Origin of the sequence: Actinoplanes nipponensis (assembly GCF_016862275.1) — a bacterium.
GTDB lineage: Bacteria > Actinomycetota > Actinomycetes > Mycobacteriales > Micromonosporaceae > Actinoplanes > Actinoplanes nipponensis.
This window is the reverse complement of the sequence record NZ_BOMQ01000079.1, coordinates 73,704-87,100: the sequence shown is the minus strand read 5'-3', so window position 1 is coordinate 87,100 and position 13,397 is coordinate 73,704. Positions and strand designations below refer to the sequence as shown.

Genomic DNA, 13,397 nt, shown 5'->3' with positions numbered 1-13,397 from the left:
GCAGCCGGCCGGTGAACAGTGATGCTGGCACGCGGGCACGGCTGGTCTCTGCACTACGGGCTGCCGCTCCCTTTGCGGAGGGGTGCACGATCGGGGTGTCATTTACGGCTTCATGATTGACGGCCAGTCGCACTGTCCTATCCTTCGGTGTGACCGAAACGCGTATGACGCGTCGGGAAAGGCGTGCCATCGCTGCTGAATGGCGCAGGGTTCCTTTCAAGACTCGCCTCGAGGTGGCGCGGCTGGCCAAGCGCGGTGAGCGGCACCCGAATGACGCTGTTGACGCAGTCGCGGTGAGGTTCTCGCGTATGGCCCTCGAAGTGCCGTCGTCGTCCTTCCTCTACACGACTACGTTCCAGGCCCTGATGACCTTGAGCCTGCTGGTCATCGCCGTGCTCTGGGACGAAACGTTCCCTCGGTGGTGCGCGGGCCTCGGCGGCAGCGCTTGCCTTGTTCTCATGATCTTCAACTGGGATCTCAAGCGCGACGCCAGAAGGATTCTCGCTGTTCATCGACACAATTCTTGAATGCGGGAAGATGCCGGGGCAGTGCGGATATTCCAACGGTCTGAATGAGTCGGGCCGGGTGGCCGATCTCTCCTCGGGTCGGGGCTTCTCCGTAGCGGCAAACGGACTCTCTGTTGCCGAGGTATGACTGCGGCCGCTGCCCGCGGGCCTGCTCCGCACAGACGAGGCCACACAAGCTGCGTCGCTGCTGGAACCGGCGTCAGTCCGGGGGTGCGGCATTCCTCCGGGTCCGGATCAAGGCAGCGCGAGGCGTCAGTCCGAACAACCACAGCAACGACCCTGCCGGTAGGACTACGCGGCGGGGTAGCTATCTCCAGCTGTCCCTACCTCGCGGGGTGGTGGCCGGTAGCCGTAAGGCGGCAGGAAACGAAACCATCGGTCTCCGGCCCTGCCAGCCTGCGGCCCCTCTACGATTCGACGTGATGGACGAGTTTCCGGATTGGCGCTGCTCGGAGAGGAGGCGGTCGTGCGATACGAACCCACCGGCGCAGAGGTTCAGACATTGGTCCTGTCCGCATCCGGCTGGCTCCTGCAGTGGCGCAGCGACGGCCGCTGGCGCGAACTGAGCGACGCGCAGCACGAATCCGAAGTCGATGGCTCACAACAGCCGCTCGAGGACGAGTGGGTGCGCTGGAGCGGCACATTCGATCGGCAAGCCAAAGGCGGAGCCCGCTGGGATGGCGTCGCGACGTGGTGGCTGCTGTATGGGGAGTTGCCCGAGGACAGCACACCGATCGTGGTGCTCGCGGACGGGCAGCGTCCGGCCGTGTTGCAGGTGGGAAAGGTGTGGGCCTGCGAGTGGGTCTCCATTGCCCAGCCGGCGACACTGCATTTGGCCGGCGAACAAATCACCTTCCCGTTCACTGAGCCGTTCTACCGGCGCGACCTTGGCTGACCACAGCGCCTTGCCCTCGCCATGGACTCACCCTCGCGGCCACAGTTTCGGCTGGTGTAGGCGGTTGAGACGATGGTCCAACGCTGCGAATCCATCATCAGCAGATGGCGCCCACTCTGTAGGTGTGCCGGTCGGTGGCCCCAGGTCGCGGGGGTTCCCCGAGCGCTGTCCTCGGCGTACGGACGCTGTCGGGCGTTAGCCGCAGCGACGTCCCAGAGGCGAAGGGCGCGTGTTCAGCCGAACCGGTTCGCGGCGTCCCGGAGCAGTTGCCAGAGCAGCGCGCTCAGTGACGCGGTCGAGATCATTGCGATAAGCAGTGTGGGCCAGGCGCGCCAAAGTCGTTGGACGTGCGCCAGCCAGGCAAGGACGGCGAGCGGAAGAGAGATTTGGATCAGCGTTGCTGCCAGTAAGCCGGGTACGAATTCGCCGTCGAGGATGTCAGCCGCTGCTTGCAAGGAGTGGGATTGCGCCACGGTGATTTCTTGCCAGACCTGGCCGGACAACAGTCCGCACACGATCCCCGCGGCCAGTGCCGAGCCCCGCGTCGGAGCGGCTCGCGTCGTGTGGCCGAGCAGGCCCAGCATCGGTCCCGCGATGAGAGATGCCACGAGCCATGCCGCGGTCATGATCGCCACAGAACGCAACCCGTACAGATCCGCCGACGATCCGTCGGCCAGATACCCACCGCTCCATCGTCGGCTCACCACCAAGATCAGCAGGTAGTACACGAGCGTGGCCGAGACCAGCAGGACGGTCGCACCAATGACGGCGCTTCGGCGATCGATGGCCGTCCGGCCGGCCAGGAACGCTGCCAGACCCCAGGCAAGGCCGCTGCTGGTCAACGCGGTCAGAACCTGCCCCGCCCCGGCGTCGAAGGAGTCGGAGACGAACGCGAGAAGACCGAGCGCGAATGCCGCGGCAACAATCCGTGTGTAGCGGGAGGCCTGACTGCGTACGGCCAAATTGATCATGTTCGACCTCCTGGACCGGGCCACGCTACCAACACCGTTCTCCGTCCGTTGCAGGCTTTCATCGACTGCGGTCGGCGGCGTAGGTGGCCCAGTTGCCGTTGGCTTCGTGCGCCCATTTCGTCGCGGTGCCGGTATGGACTCCGAGGAGGTCAGCGATGACGACGGCGGGGAGTTCAGCCGCGAGTTGGAGCATGGCGGCGTTGCGGTTGCTGCGGGCGTAGATGCCGAGGGCGTTGAGCCTGCGCATGAGGGTGGCGGAGTCTGCGGGGCGGTCGGGGTGTCGGCCGGGGAACAGCCAATGGTCGGTGTAGAGAGTTCGAGCCATGCCGGCGGGCCGCCGCTCGGGAAGGCTAGCAGCGAGATCGGCCAGGGGTGATGGAAGTTGGAGGGCGTCAGTGCCGACGTCGAGCATGGTGGTGCCGTCAACGTGGCGGAGGTGGCCGGTAGTCAGGCGCGTGATGCGGGCCACCGGTTGGGCGTAGAGCAGTACGAGCAGGCCAGCGAAGCGGTCGCTGATGGTGGCGGCGGAATCGTCGTGCAAGAGGGTGCGGGCCAGGTTCCAGCGGTGTTGGTCGTCGGCGAAGTGCAAGGGTTGGCTGGTCTGGTGTTTCGGCAGCTGGATTCCGGTGATGAGCCGGTGGCTATGGGCCCAGGAGAGAAACGAACGCAGGGTGTCACGGCCGGCGAGGAGCGCGTCGATGTCGGGTTGGCGCAGGGTGTCGAGTGATCGTCCTTGTTGACGGATGTCGGCCAGAAGCCGTGCAGCGGCGGTGATCTCGTGGCGGGCGCGGTATCCGGCAGCGGGCCAGATCGCGGGGCGGGGTCGGTCGTTGCGAATGCGGTGGATGACGTGCCAGGTGGCGTAGGAACGCAGCAGACGTCGGTCCTTGGGATCCTCGATGGCCTCGGTGGTGCGCTGGGCGAACGCTTCGAGCCGGGCGAGGTGTTCGTTGCGTTCGGGCAGGGCGTCGGCGGCGGCGAGCATGCGGCGCAGGTGCTCGACGGACTTGCCGGCTGGTTGGCGGTCGAGAGCGTCGTGGGTGAGCGGGAGCTGTCCGGCGGCGAGTTGGGCGAGGAGGGTGGCGCCGCGGCTGCGGCCGAGCCAGCCGAGTCCGGTGGCGGGGTTGTCCACCGACAGGACGGCGGTCCGGATCGGTTGCAGGGCGGGCAGGATGGTGCCGTCGGGTTGGACCAGCAGCGCGTCGAGGCGGTCGGTCAGGTGGCAGCGCCAGCAGATGGCGTGGCGTCCGGTGGTGGTGCCCCGACAGCGGGTGACGGTGCCGCAACGGGTGCAACCGGTGATCGCGGCCTGGTGGCAGGTGCCGCACAGGTCTGGTGAGGTGGCGGTGGCCTTCACTCGGACGCGGCGGGTTCGCCCGCAGCCGCCGCAGAGTCGACTCTCGCCGCGGTAGCAGCACGGGCCGAGGTTCTCGGTGTGTCCGCCGCGTCCGCCGGCGCGGACGATCGGGTGCACGAGCTTGCCGCACCGATCGCACGGCAGCTTGGGCTGGGCGGATTTGCGGTAGCAGTTCGGGCAGCGGGCGGTGCCGTCGGCGGCGCGGGCGTTGACTCGTTTGGTCTGGCCGCAGCCGCCGCAGGGCTCCCAGGTCGCCGGATCCTGGTGGAAGCAGTTGCGGCAGCGAGCCCGGCCGTCGGGCATGCGCTGCCGGACCGGCTTGTCCTGCCCGCAGAAAGCGCAGACGGCGCGGCTCACCGCGGGTCGTCGCCGACGATCCGGGCCCGTTTCGGTCGGCGGGCAACGGACGTGGTCGGTGCCTCGCCACTCGCTGCTTTGCGGGCGCGTCCGCTGTGGGTCTCGACGGTGGGCTCGAACAGGTCGGCGGCGGTGCAGCCGAGGACGTCGCAGAGCGCGGCGAGTACGGTGAGATTGAGCCGTTCGGGCGTCTGGGCGACGAGCCGGTAGACCTGGACTGGTGACAGGTCGATGCCGCGTTCGGCCAGGTGCGGGTGGATGTCGGTGGTGTGGAACATGCCGTGGGCGGCCATGACCTCGCGTAGCCGCCACCGGTAGCCGACCCTGCGTGTCATCCGTGGCCCTCCTTCCCGAGTGCCGGGCCGAGAGCTCGGCGCAGCATGGTGTTCTTGAAGTCGGAGCTGACGCCGGTGTAGAGAGCCGTGGTCGAGCCCCATGCGTGACCGACCTGCTGTTGGACGAAGAACGGGTCGAACCCGTCCTCGATCAGGTGTGTGACGTACGAGTGTCGCAGGCAGTGCGGGTGCAGTTCGGGCGGCAGACCCGCGGCGCTGCGGTACTCCGCGAACCTGATGTTGATCGACGCGACCGATATCCGACCGCCGCGTTCGGTGGGCCACAACGCGGTCCGCTTGCCCGGGGCGTAGAGGCCGCGGATGTCCTCGACGTACTCGGTGAGCACGTCGACGGCCCAGCCCATGGTGGTGAGCACGTTGCGGCGCCTCGGTGGTGAGCCCTTCACGGCCTTGCCGTAGCGGACGTTGCACATGCCGTAGCGGCCGAACTGCGGTGCGGCGGCGTTGCGGGTGAAGTCGGTGACGTCCAGCATCGCGACCTCCCGCCGTCGTAGCCCCCAGGCGTAGGCGACCTTGAACAGCGTCGCGTCGCGGAACGCCGCCAGCCAGCCCTTACGGTTCAGCCGCCGGGCCTGGTCGACCTGCTCGTCGGCGAAGTCGAAGAACTCCTGCAACTCGCTGCGGGTGAACGGCCGCACCTCGGGCCGGGCCCCGTAGTCGCTGGTGTGCCGAGCGGTGTTCCACTCGTGGAAGACCTGCACCGGATGCGTCCCCAACTCCTGCTCACACCGGTCCGCCCAGCCGTACCGGGCGTCGGTGATGAAGGAGCAGAACAGCGCGACGTCGTTCTGGTAGCCACGAATGGTCGAGTGCGCTCGGCCACCGCGCAACTCGGTAGTCCACTCCTCGACGTCCGCCGGCGTCCACTGCCACGGGTACGAGCCGACGAACCGCGCGAACCGGCCCACCGAGTCCGCACGCTGCTTCCGCGTCGAGGCAGCCAACAGCCGACTCGCTTGCTGCCGGTCCCAACCGGTCAGCATCGCCGCGAACATGGCCTCGGCTGGATCCAGGTGCCGGACCACCCCACGATCAGCGAGCACCAGGTGCGCCGCACCTGGAATATCAACCGCCCGCACAGCCACCATGACCCCTTCATCAGGAGAATGGATCCTTCTTCTAATGAAAGGCTACCCGGCAAAAGTCCTGTTCGGACTGAGGGTCAGGCCTTCCGCGGCCTCATCGGGTTGGCGCTATAGTTTCCGCTGGTAGAGCCGATGCGGACATTGGCCCAACGATGCGAATGCATCATCTGATGAAACTTTTGTCAGAATCACTCGACGCTGATGTGGACGTGGTTGGTGTGCCATCCGCTCGGGTCGTCGCCGCCGAAGGGGTTGTTGTAGGCGTGCCAGCCTTCGGAGCGGGTCCAGATGCGGCGGAACCAGATGACGTACTTGAGGCCGAGGCGGTCGGCGTTGGCGACGGCCCATGCGGCCATGGCGTCGCCTCGGGCTTTCTTAGCTCCGAATGCTTCGCCGCCGGAGGTCATCATGAAGTCGCAGGCGCGGCCCTTGGGGTGCTCGCCGTGGTCATCGACGCGGTAGCAGCCCGGTTCCGGGAAGCCGGCGGCTTCGGCTTGTTGCACGAGGTGCCACGTCCGCGGGGTCAGGCAGCCGGAGTCGGTGGTGGGATCGGGGCGGATGGTGCAGCCCTCGTCCGGCCAGGACCCGTCAGGGTTCCGCTTGACTGCATCCGCCGTTCCGGCCGGGGCGGCGGGGCAGTCCGTTGCGCTGCCGGGATCTGCTCCGAGCTGTTGGGCCAGAGCGGTGGCGTCGTCTTCCCACTTCGCGTAGGCGTTGGGCAGAGCGGAGCCTTGGACGGCTTGCGCAGCGTCGGTCAGCGGCATGGTCTGCCAGCCGCGGATGGTGGCGAGTTTGTCGTAGAACTTGCCTGCGGCGTAGACGGGGTCACCGATCTGGGCTGGGATTCCCCAGCCTTGGCTGGGGCGTTGTTGAAAAAGGCCGATGGAGTCGCGGTCACCGCCGGCGAGGTTGCGCAGTCCGGACTCCTGCATGGCGGTCGCGAGCGCGATGATCTGACCGCGGACTGGGATGCGTCGTTCGGCGCCGACACTGACGATCGTGCGGGCGTTGGCCAGTTGCCCGGCGTTCCACTGCCCCGCAGGTTGACTACTGGCTACCGACGTCGTCGCCGCAGGGGCGCACTCGTCGTTGACGGTGGTCAGCAACAACAGCGGCCCAGCGAGGCAGCAGCCGACGAGCAGGAAGGTGCCCACTACCAGGGCGACGGCGCGGTTCATGTCTGCCGTCGCTGCGGACGGGTAGCCGTGCCCGACGCTGCCAGCGCAGGGCCAGCGGTGTCGGTCATCGGGGTCTGCTGCGTCATGGTGTCGGCGTCGGACGGGCGTTGTCGATCAGCCACCGTCCACTAGTGCTGGCGACGGTGACGCGGATGAGTCCTGCGTCGGTCGGCACGTCCGCAACCACCACTGCCGTGTCTGCCGTGACCAGCCGGGGGCTGCCGGTCGCCGCTCGGGCGGGAACTTGCGCGGGATCGGTGTCGGCGAGCAGTTGGGCGTAGGCCGGCGTCACCATCGGCTTCACGCCGGTGTACCAGGCATTACGGCCGAGCGTGGGACGGGCCCACAACCGGACATAGGTCAGGGCGGCGAGCAAAGCGGCGTTGCGGCGTGGCCCGCTGACGCCAGCCGCATGGCCACTGCTCCTCACCGCCGCTGGCTCGGCAGGCGCGGAGGAGCCACCGGCCGGCCTACACCCAGCCATCACGGCGAAGGCGAGCCCGCAGACGGCGGCCAGTCGCCGGCCGCTCATGCCGGTATGTCGCTGTGCTCGGGCAAGCTGCCAAGGGCGTGGTTGGCGGTGGCGGCCATGTCGCGCAGCCGGGTGTGCAGAGCGCTCAGCGCGGCCCGGCGTTGCTGGGCGGTGTCGGCGATGTGTGCCTCGAGCAGCGCGCTGTTGACGGCGGCGCCTTGCTCGTCGAGTGCGCGCAGGATGTCGAGGTAAGCCAGATAGTCGCCGCCGGCCGGGCTGTTGGTGGCCGCATCGTGCGTGACGTCGCCGTCGTCAACGAGGCTGGTGTGGCCGGACATCAGTCCTCCAGGCCGGGGTCGTCGTAGACGTCGGTGTCGTAATCGCCGTCGAGGCGGCCGTCGGTTTCGGCATCCAGGCGGACGCGTTCCTCGTCGGCGTATTCGGCGGCGCGATCGTCGGCATCGGTCCCGTACTCGGGGTCCAGGTCGCTCACGGGTTCGGTCTCCTCCGGCTGCGGTTCTTGCTCTTCGGGCTCGGGTTCGGTGATGCGCTGGTAGAGGTCGTCGACGTCGCGGTACATGGCCCGCAAGATGGTGGTGAGGCGGTCCCAGGCGGCATCCGAGGTGACTTCGGCGGGCATGGTCATGACGTCGCCTCCTGCGGGCTACCGGCCGACGCGGCGGATGGCCGGCCGGTGAGGTCGGCGTCGGCGACCAGCACCGCGGTCTCACGCCACCCGTCGGGCCAGGTGAGGTCGAGGTGCCGGTCGGTGTGGGTGCCGTTGCGGCAGCGGGTGTAGTCGTCCCAGTCGCGCAGCCGCATGCGGGCACGGGCGAACCGTTCGTGCCACAACAACGGCCCGTCGGCCGGCACCGCGTCGTCATACGCGGTGTCCCACGCGGCGGCGAGCGCGGTCAGTTCCTCAATCAGCGGCGGATGCTGGTACCAGCAGGCCGGGATCTCTTCGACCAGCTGGTAGCGGTCGACGGCCCAGCCAACCCAGTCGATCAACCACGCCCACACCTGCGCGGCGGCGTCCCGGTCGAGGTCAGCCCAGCGCAGCGGCCACGGAATGCTCAGCGGGGCTTTACGCGGTCCGGCGTTCTGGCCACACGCGACGGTGTCGGCCAGGGCGAGGTGTTGCTGATGCAGGGTGTCGACGGCCTCGGTCAGCCTTGCCAGCGACGCGGCGAGCTGCGCGACCGCCACCATGTCCGCAGGCGGGTTGTCAGGCAGTTGGAAGTCGAAGGCGTCCATCAGGCAGCCTCGGCGAGTCGTTTACGGAAGGCGTCACGCCCGGCGGTCAGCTCGCCGGCGTCGGGCCGTTCCCACCACGCCGGCACGGCGAGCTCGACCGGCGGGAGGTTGCCGACCAGCGCCAGTGCGCGGCCTTCGGGCAGGGTGCGCAGGTCGGCCAGATCCAGCAAGTTTTCACGGCGGGTGCTTTCGTTGACCGAGGCGCGGCCGCCGCCCCAGGAGTGGCTGGAGGTGATGTCGGTGACCTGCCCTGTGAGGGCTTGGGCGTCGCGCAGGCCGGTGACGTCGCTGCTGCCGCCGATGAGCAGCCGGGCGCTGGCGGAGTCGGCGATGGCCCGCCCGCCTTTGTCGCCCCAGCGTTCGCGGAGCTGGTGCAGGTTCTGCGCGAACACGCTCACGGCGATGCCGGAGCCGCCGCCCTCATTCATCAGCGACGGCAGTGACGGCAGGGGTGCGATATTGGTGATCTCGTCGCCGATGAAATACAGCGTCGGTTCGATCCGCCCACCGGGCGCGGTCAGGGCGAGGCGTTTGGCCTGGTAGAGGATGTCCTCACTCAGGGCGGCGAGCAGCGGCGCGATCAGGGCTTGGGCGTCGCGGGTGCCGACCAGGTAGATGGTGCCGGACTCGCGCAGCCAGTCGACCGGCTTGAACTGCGTGCCGCGCGGCGGTGAGCAGGCGGTCAGGACGCGGGGGTCGTTGAAGGCGTCGAGAGCGCCGGAGACAACAGTTTGGATGGTGTCGCGGGCGCGGCCGCTGGTTTCGCGGTGCCGGGCCAGCCGATCGGCCCACGAGTCGACGCCGTGCGCGCGCAGGATCCGTTCCGGCCGCGAGTTGGCCGGGTTCTGCGACCACGCCAGGACATCCAGCATGGTGGCGTGCTCGTCCAGGGCGGCGGCGTGCAGCAGCCCGCGCAGGATGGTCGCGGCCTGGTCGCGGAACCACTTGCCGTTCTCCACGCTCTCGTCGCCGATACCCGATCCGGCGGCGAAGCCGTTGGCTCTGAGCATGGCGACGATCTGGTCGTCGGCGCCTTCGATCGGCGACCACGCCATGCGGGGCACGCCGCGGATCTCGCCCTGCGGCTGGAAGATGTGGGTGGGGCCGATCGCGGCGCGGCGGTCGTAGGTGATCTCGGCGACGTCCAGGCGGGTGGAGGTGGTGATGACCGCTCCGCGTGCGTCGGCGACCGCGGGGATCACGTAGCGGGTGGTCTTGTTGCCGAAGCGCGGCACTGCGGCGGCCAACAACGTGTATTCGTTGGCCAGGTAGAGCGGTCGGCCGCTGGTGGCGTCGTTGCCCAGGAACCGGGCGACCTCGCGGGGGTCACGACGCCGGGCGGTCTTCGCGGCGCGGGTGAGCTGGTCGTCGGTATCGACGATGGCGAGCCCGGGGCGGACGACGTCGACCCGGTTGCGGACAGCGTCGGCGGTCAGGGTGCGGTGCAGGTCAGCATTCGTGGCGAAGCCGCTGCGCCGCATCCGGATCTTGGCCAGGTGCAGGGCCGGCGCGCCGATCCCGGCCAGGATGCCGAAGAAAGACAGCGCCCACAGCGGATACAGCAGCCCCGGCCCTCCGATCAGCGGGCGGGCGGTCGCCGGCCACGCGTCGGCGGGCTGGCTCAGGTGCGCGGTCAGGCGTACCACAATCCTGGGCGTCTGACCGAGCGTGGTGTCCGCCCAGCGGTGGTGGACCAGCACCCCCGACAGCTGACCGGCCACCCACAGCGACACCACACCGACCACGGCAACCACGACGAACAGCACGAGCAGGATCAGCCGGCCGAGGATGTCGGCGCGGGCCCGGCCCTGCCGTGGCGGACGGTGACCGGGTGAGGACAGCGGCGGGCGGCCCATCACGCGGCCGCCGGATCGGTCGCGGCGGCCAACCGGGCGTCGTAGTCGGCACCGTCGACCGGCGCGGCCGGCTCGTCAGCTTGCATCCGGCTGTCGGTGTGCACCATCGCCGTCTCGGCTTGACTGAGTTGGTGTTTGACGACGAAGGAGCGGGTGCCGATCTTCCACAGCCCGACGCCTTGGCGCAGGTAGCGCAGCAGGTCCGTCTCCACGTCCGAGGTGCCGAGGAATTCGCGGGCCTGGTCCAGGCTTCCGGTGGCCTGACGGTAGGAGACGCGGACACCGGAGTCCTCGATCAGGCTCCGGGCGATGCGGACCTGTTCGGAGTCCGCCGACCCGGACGCCGCTAGATCAGAGAATCGGTGGAACGCCAGCACGTTGGCGATACCCAGCGCCCGAGCAAGCTTCAACTGCTCTCGCATGCGGCGGATCAGCGGCAGGTGCCGGGCGATCAGCGCGAACTCGTCGTAGAAACAGACCCGCGGCGGGGCGTCCGGCGCCGACAGTTCGGTTTCCAGCCAGGACTGGGCGCAGGTCACCGCCATCGCCGTCATCTGGTCCGAGGCGCGGATGGTGCGCAGGTCCAGGATGGCTCCGGGCTGGGTGAAGTCCAGCCGGGCGTTGGATTCCACGGGCCCGTCGAACACTCCGCCGAGAGCACCGGAGATGAGCCTTTCCAAGGCCAGCCGCACGCGCCGGGAATCATCGACGAACACGGTGACGGGGTAATGGAGCCCGTCGAGGCGGTGCACCCACAACTCAGGCGTGCCCATGGCGGCCAGGACCACGCTGAGGGTGGGGGTGGCCAGCCGATCGGCGGAAGCGTCTTGCTCGCGGGTGACCGCGTCGACGGCATACTCCACCAGCGAGCGCTCCGCTTCGTGCAAGCGCCCGCCGAGCTGGATCTCGAGGAGTCCTTCGAGCAACAGCAGCCGGCGTGAGCGCTGCAGCTGCCGCCACTGCTCCTCGGTCTGGTGCGGATGCCTGCGGATGCCGGCCAGGGGATTCATGATCACGCCCAGGCCGGGCCCGATACGTACCGGCTTGATCCCGGCGAGGGCAGCCAGCTGCTCGTACTCGCCTTTGACGTCGGTGATGTAGAACTTCTGCCCGAACGGCACCCCGCGGAAAGCCAACGTTTTCAGAAGTGACGACTTCGCGGTGCCGATCTCGCCGGTGACGACCATGTTCGGCGCGGTGATCACCTTGGCCCGGTACAGCTCATGCAGCGAGAAGGTGAATGCCGAGCGGGAGTAGACCTCCAAGCCGATCAGCGGTCCGTCGACCGGCAGGCCCGGGTCAGACACGAACGGATACACGCTGCACAGCTGGGCGGCGGTAGTGGTCAGCGGCGGTAGCTGCATCTGCCAGAACACCCGTCCCGCCGCCCGGCCGTAGGCGCCGCGCCGGCCGACCGGCACCGGCCCGAGCAGCCGGTCCTCCTGCCGGGCCACCGCCCGCTGTTCGCGCTCCAGCGCGGCCTGCGCGCGGTTGAGGTCGCGGGCGGCGGCACGCCGCTCGATGCGGTCCGCGAGGGATCCTTCGCGGCGCAGGATCCGGCGGCTCATGCGGACCACCCCCGGGCGGGCTTTAGCCCACGGGCCAGCGGCAGTGCCCCGGCGGCGAACGCCTGGTCCTGCTCCCCGGCCAGGACGATGGCCTCGCACCCGGCCCGCGAGAGGATCCGTTTGACCGAGCGCACATCCCGGTCGAGGTCGGGCATGGTGGTGGCGGTGACGGTGACCAGCAGCGCGTACCGGTAGCGCACGTGCCCGGCGGCCTGCTCCCGGTCGATCTGCTCGACCGCGCGGGCCTCGTCATCCTCCCGGGCCGTGCGGACCAGCCGCAGTTTGCGTTTGGTGACCTCGTCACCGGCGCGCGACACCTTCTCCCGGCGGGTGGCCAGCTGCGCCACCGCCGCCGGAACCGGCTGCGCGACCAGACTCACGGTGCGCCGGCAGGCGGTGCGCATGTAGAGCGGGCTCAGCCACGTCGCGGCGACCAGCTGCCGGGGCATCTGCGCCACCCACAGGGTGCGGGAGTAGGCCGAGTCGTGTTGGTAGGTGTTCCAGCCGATTGTGCGGGCGGCGACCGGTCCGGCCAGCCGCGGTTCGACTCCCGCCGCGGTCGGTCCGTCGCCGGTCGCGGTGGTGCTGGCGCGCAGGTCGACGACTTCCTGATCGTTGGGGTCGAACTGGGTGCGAATGACGGCGGCATAGGCGCGTGGGGACAGCCAGCCGCCGGTGGTGACCCCGGCCTCGGCCACGGCTGCTGCGATACCGGTCAGCCGGTCCAGCACGACCGCGGCGATGGCCGCGTCCGTGCCGCCGGCCTGCGTGATCTCCCCGGACAGCCGGGCGATGTCGAAGACCACCGACAGGTAGATTTCGTGGCGTTGCGCCGCCGGAGCTGCCGCCGCGGTCAGTTGGGCCAGAGACCGGTACGCCGCGCTGGTGGTGTCGACGGCCCGGTTGACCAGGAACCGCTGCGCGGCGTTACCGGTGTCCGGTACGGCGCGGGAGGTCACCGACCAGCGGATCAGCCCGGCGTCGGCGTACTCGCTGCCGAGGATGTTGAGCAGCTGCGCCCAGTCGGTCAGCCGCTGGGTTTGCACGTCGCGGTCGGCCAGGATGAGGTTGGTGCCGAAGCACGTGAGGGCTGCGGTCACTGTCTTCTCTTTGCGGTGGTGCAGCAGCCCGATCCGGGTGGTGCCGTCGGTCGCGGTCGCGGGCAGCCACACGTAGGCGGAGGCCGGACCGGGCAGGTCCATCCACCGCTCGGCGCTGTTGGGCGCGTACGGGCCGCCGCGGTACTCGTTTTGTCCGGCACGGCGTTGCAGCAGCGCCCCGGCGACCACCGGGGCCCATTCGGTGACCCGGCGGCCCTTCAAGCGCAGCAATCCGAGCGTGATGAGCGCAACGCAGCCGGCGAACGCGGCGATCGCGGCGCCTCGTTCTCCGGCGACCAGCAGGTTGAGGGCCACCACGGCCGCGATGACCCCGGCCATCACCAGAGCGATCTGCGACCAGGCGAACCCGAGCACCGCACCGCGCGTCGAGCGCGGCGGAAACTGAAACTGCATTGGC

General features: G+C 69.2%; 14 protein-coding genes. 2 read left to right on the top strand and 12 right to left on the bottom strand.

Features of this window, described 5'->3' with window-relative positions; genetic code table 11:
- The first annotated feature begins 149 nt into the window (after positions 1 to 149).
- On the top strand, positions 150 to 527 hold the full coding sequence (locus Ani05nite_RS33350; RefSeq protein ID WP_203774974.1) for a hypothetical protein: 378 nt from the start codon (positions 150 to 152) through the stop codon (positions 525 to 527).
- Positions 528 to 993: 466 nt separating this feature from the next.
- Complete coding sequence (locus Ani05nite_RS33345) at positions 994 to 1,422, top strand: hypothetical protein (RefSeq protein ID WP_203774972.1); 429 nt, start codon at positions 994 to 996, stop codon at positions 1,420 to 1,422.
- Positions 1,423 to 1,655: 233 nt separating this feature from the next.
- On the opposite strand, the gene Ani05nite_RS33340 is transcribed toward Ani05nite_RS33345, so the two are convergent.
- The 12 genes from Ani05nite_RS33340 to Ani05nite_RS33285 form a co-directional block, all read right to left on the bottom strand.
- Complete coding sequence (locus Ani05nite_RS33340; RefSeq protein ID WP_203774970.1) at positions 1,656 to 2,393, bottom strand: hypothetical protein; 738 nt, start codon at positions 2,391 to 2,393, stop codon at positions 1,656 to 1,658.
- 58 nt (positions 2,394 to 2,451) lie between these two features.
- Positions 2,452 to 4,107 carry a site-specific integrase gene (locus Ani05nite_RS33335; RefSeq protein ID WP_203774968.1) on the bottom strand — a complete coding sequence of 552 codons (1,656 nt, stop codon included), beginning with the start codon at positions 4,105 to 4,107 and terminating at the stop codon, positions 2,452 to 2,454.
- Positions 4,104 to 4,442, bottom strand: a complete 339-nt coding sequence (locus Ani05nite_RS33330; RefSeq protein WP_203774966.1) for a helix-turn-helix domain-containing protein — start codon at positions 4,440 to 4,442, stop codon at positions 4,104 to 4,106. The genes Ani05nite_RS33335 and Ani05nite_RS33330 overlap by 4 nt, the downstream gene beginning before the upstream one ends.
- On the bottom strand, positions 4,439 to 5,506 hold the full coding sequence (locus Ani05nite_RS33325) for a tyrosine-type recombinase/integrase (RefSeq protein WP_438845799.1): 1,068 nt from the start codon (positions 5,504 to 5,506) through the stop codon (positions 4,439 to 4,441). Before Ani05nite_RS33325 ends, Ani05nite_RS33330 begins: the two co-directional genes overlap by 4 nt.
- A 230-nt stretch (positions 5,507 to 5,736) precedes the next feature.
- Complete coding sequence (locus Ani05nite_RS41550) at positions 5,737 to 6,726, bottom strand: VldE C-terminal domain-containing protein (RefSeq protein ID WP_239130886.1); 990 nt, start codon at positions 6,724 to 6,726, stop codon at positions 5,737 to 5,739.
- 82 nt (positions 6,727 to 6,808) lie between these two features.
- On the bottom strand, positions 6,809 to 7,258 hold the full coding sequence (locus Ani05nite_RS33315) for a hypothetical protein (RefSeq protein ID WP_203774964.1): 450 nt from the start codon (positions 7,256 to 7,258) through the stop codon (positions 6,809 to 6,811).
- Entirely contained in the window at positions 7,255 to 7,536 is a 282-nt protein-coding gene (locus tag Ani05nite_RS33310) for a hypothetical protein (RefSeq protein WP_203774962.1), read from the bottom strand. The genes Ani05nite_RS33315 and Ani05nite_RS33310 overlap by 4 nt, the downstream gene beginning before the upstream one ends.
- On the bottom strand, positions 7,536 to 7,844 hold the full coding sequence (locus tag Ani05nite_RS33305) for a hypothetical protein (RefSeq protein ID WP_203774960.1): 309 nt from the start codon (positions 7,842 to 7,844) through the stop codon (positions 7,536 to 7,538). The genes Ani05nite_RS33310 and Ani05nite_RS33305 overlap by 1 nt, the downstream gene beginning before the upstream one ends.
- Positions 7,841 to 8,455: a hypothetical protein gene (locus Ani05nite_RS33300; protein WP_203774958.1), complete on the bottom strand. Its 615-nt coding sequence runs from the start codon at positions 8,453 to 8,455 to the stop codon at positions 7,841 to 7,843. Before Ani05nite_RS33300 ends, Ani05nite_RS33305 begins: the two co-directional genes overlap by 4 nt.
- On the bottom strand, positions 8,455 to 10,311 hold the full coding sequence (locus tag Ani05nite_RS33295) for a type IV secretory system conjugative DNA transfer family protein (protein WP_203775091.1): 1,857 nt from the start codon (positions 10,309 to 10,311) through the stop codon (positions 8,455 to 8,457). The genes Ani05nite_RS33300 and Ani05nite_RS33295 overlap by 1 nt, the downstream gene beginning before the upstream one ends.
- Entirely contained in the window at positions 10,311 to 11,879 is a 1,569-nt protein-coding gene (locus Ani05nite_RS33290; protein WP_239130884.1) for a putative type IV secretion/conjugal transfer ATPase, read from the bottom strand. Before Ani05nite_RS33290 ends, Ani05nite_RS33295 begins: the two co-directional genes overlap by 1 nt.
- Entirely contained in the window at positions 11,876 to 13,393 is a 1,518-nt protein-coding gene (locus Ani05nite_RS33285) for an SCO6880 family protein (RefSeq protein ID WP_203774956.1), read from the bottom strand. Before Ani05nite_RS33285 ends, Ani05nite_RS33290 begins: the two co-directional genes overlap by 4 nt.
- Between the last annotated feature and the right edge of the window lie 4 nt (positions 13,394 to 13,397).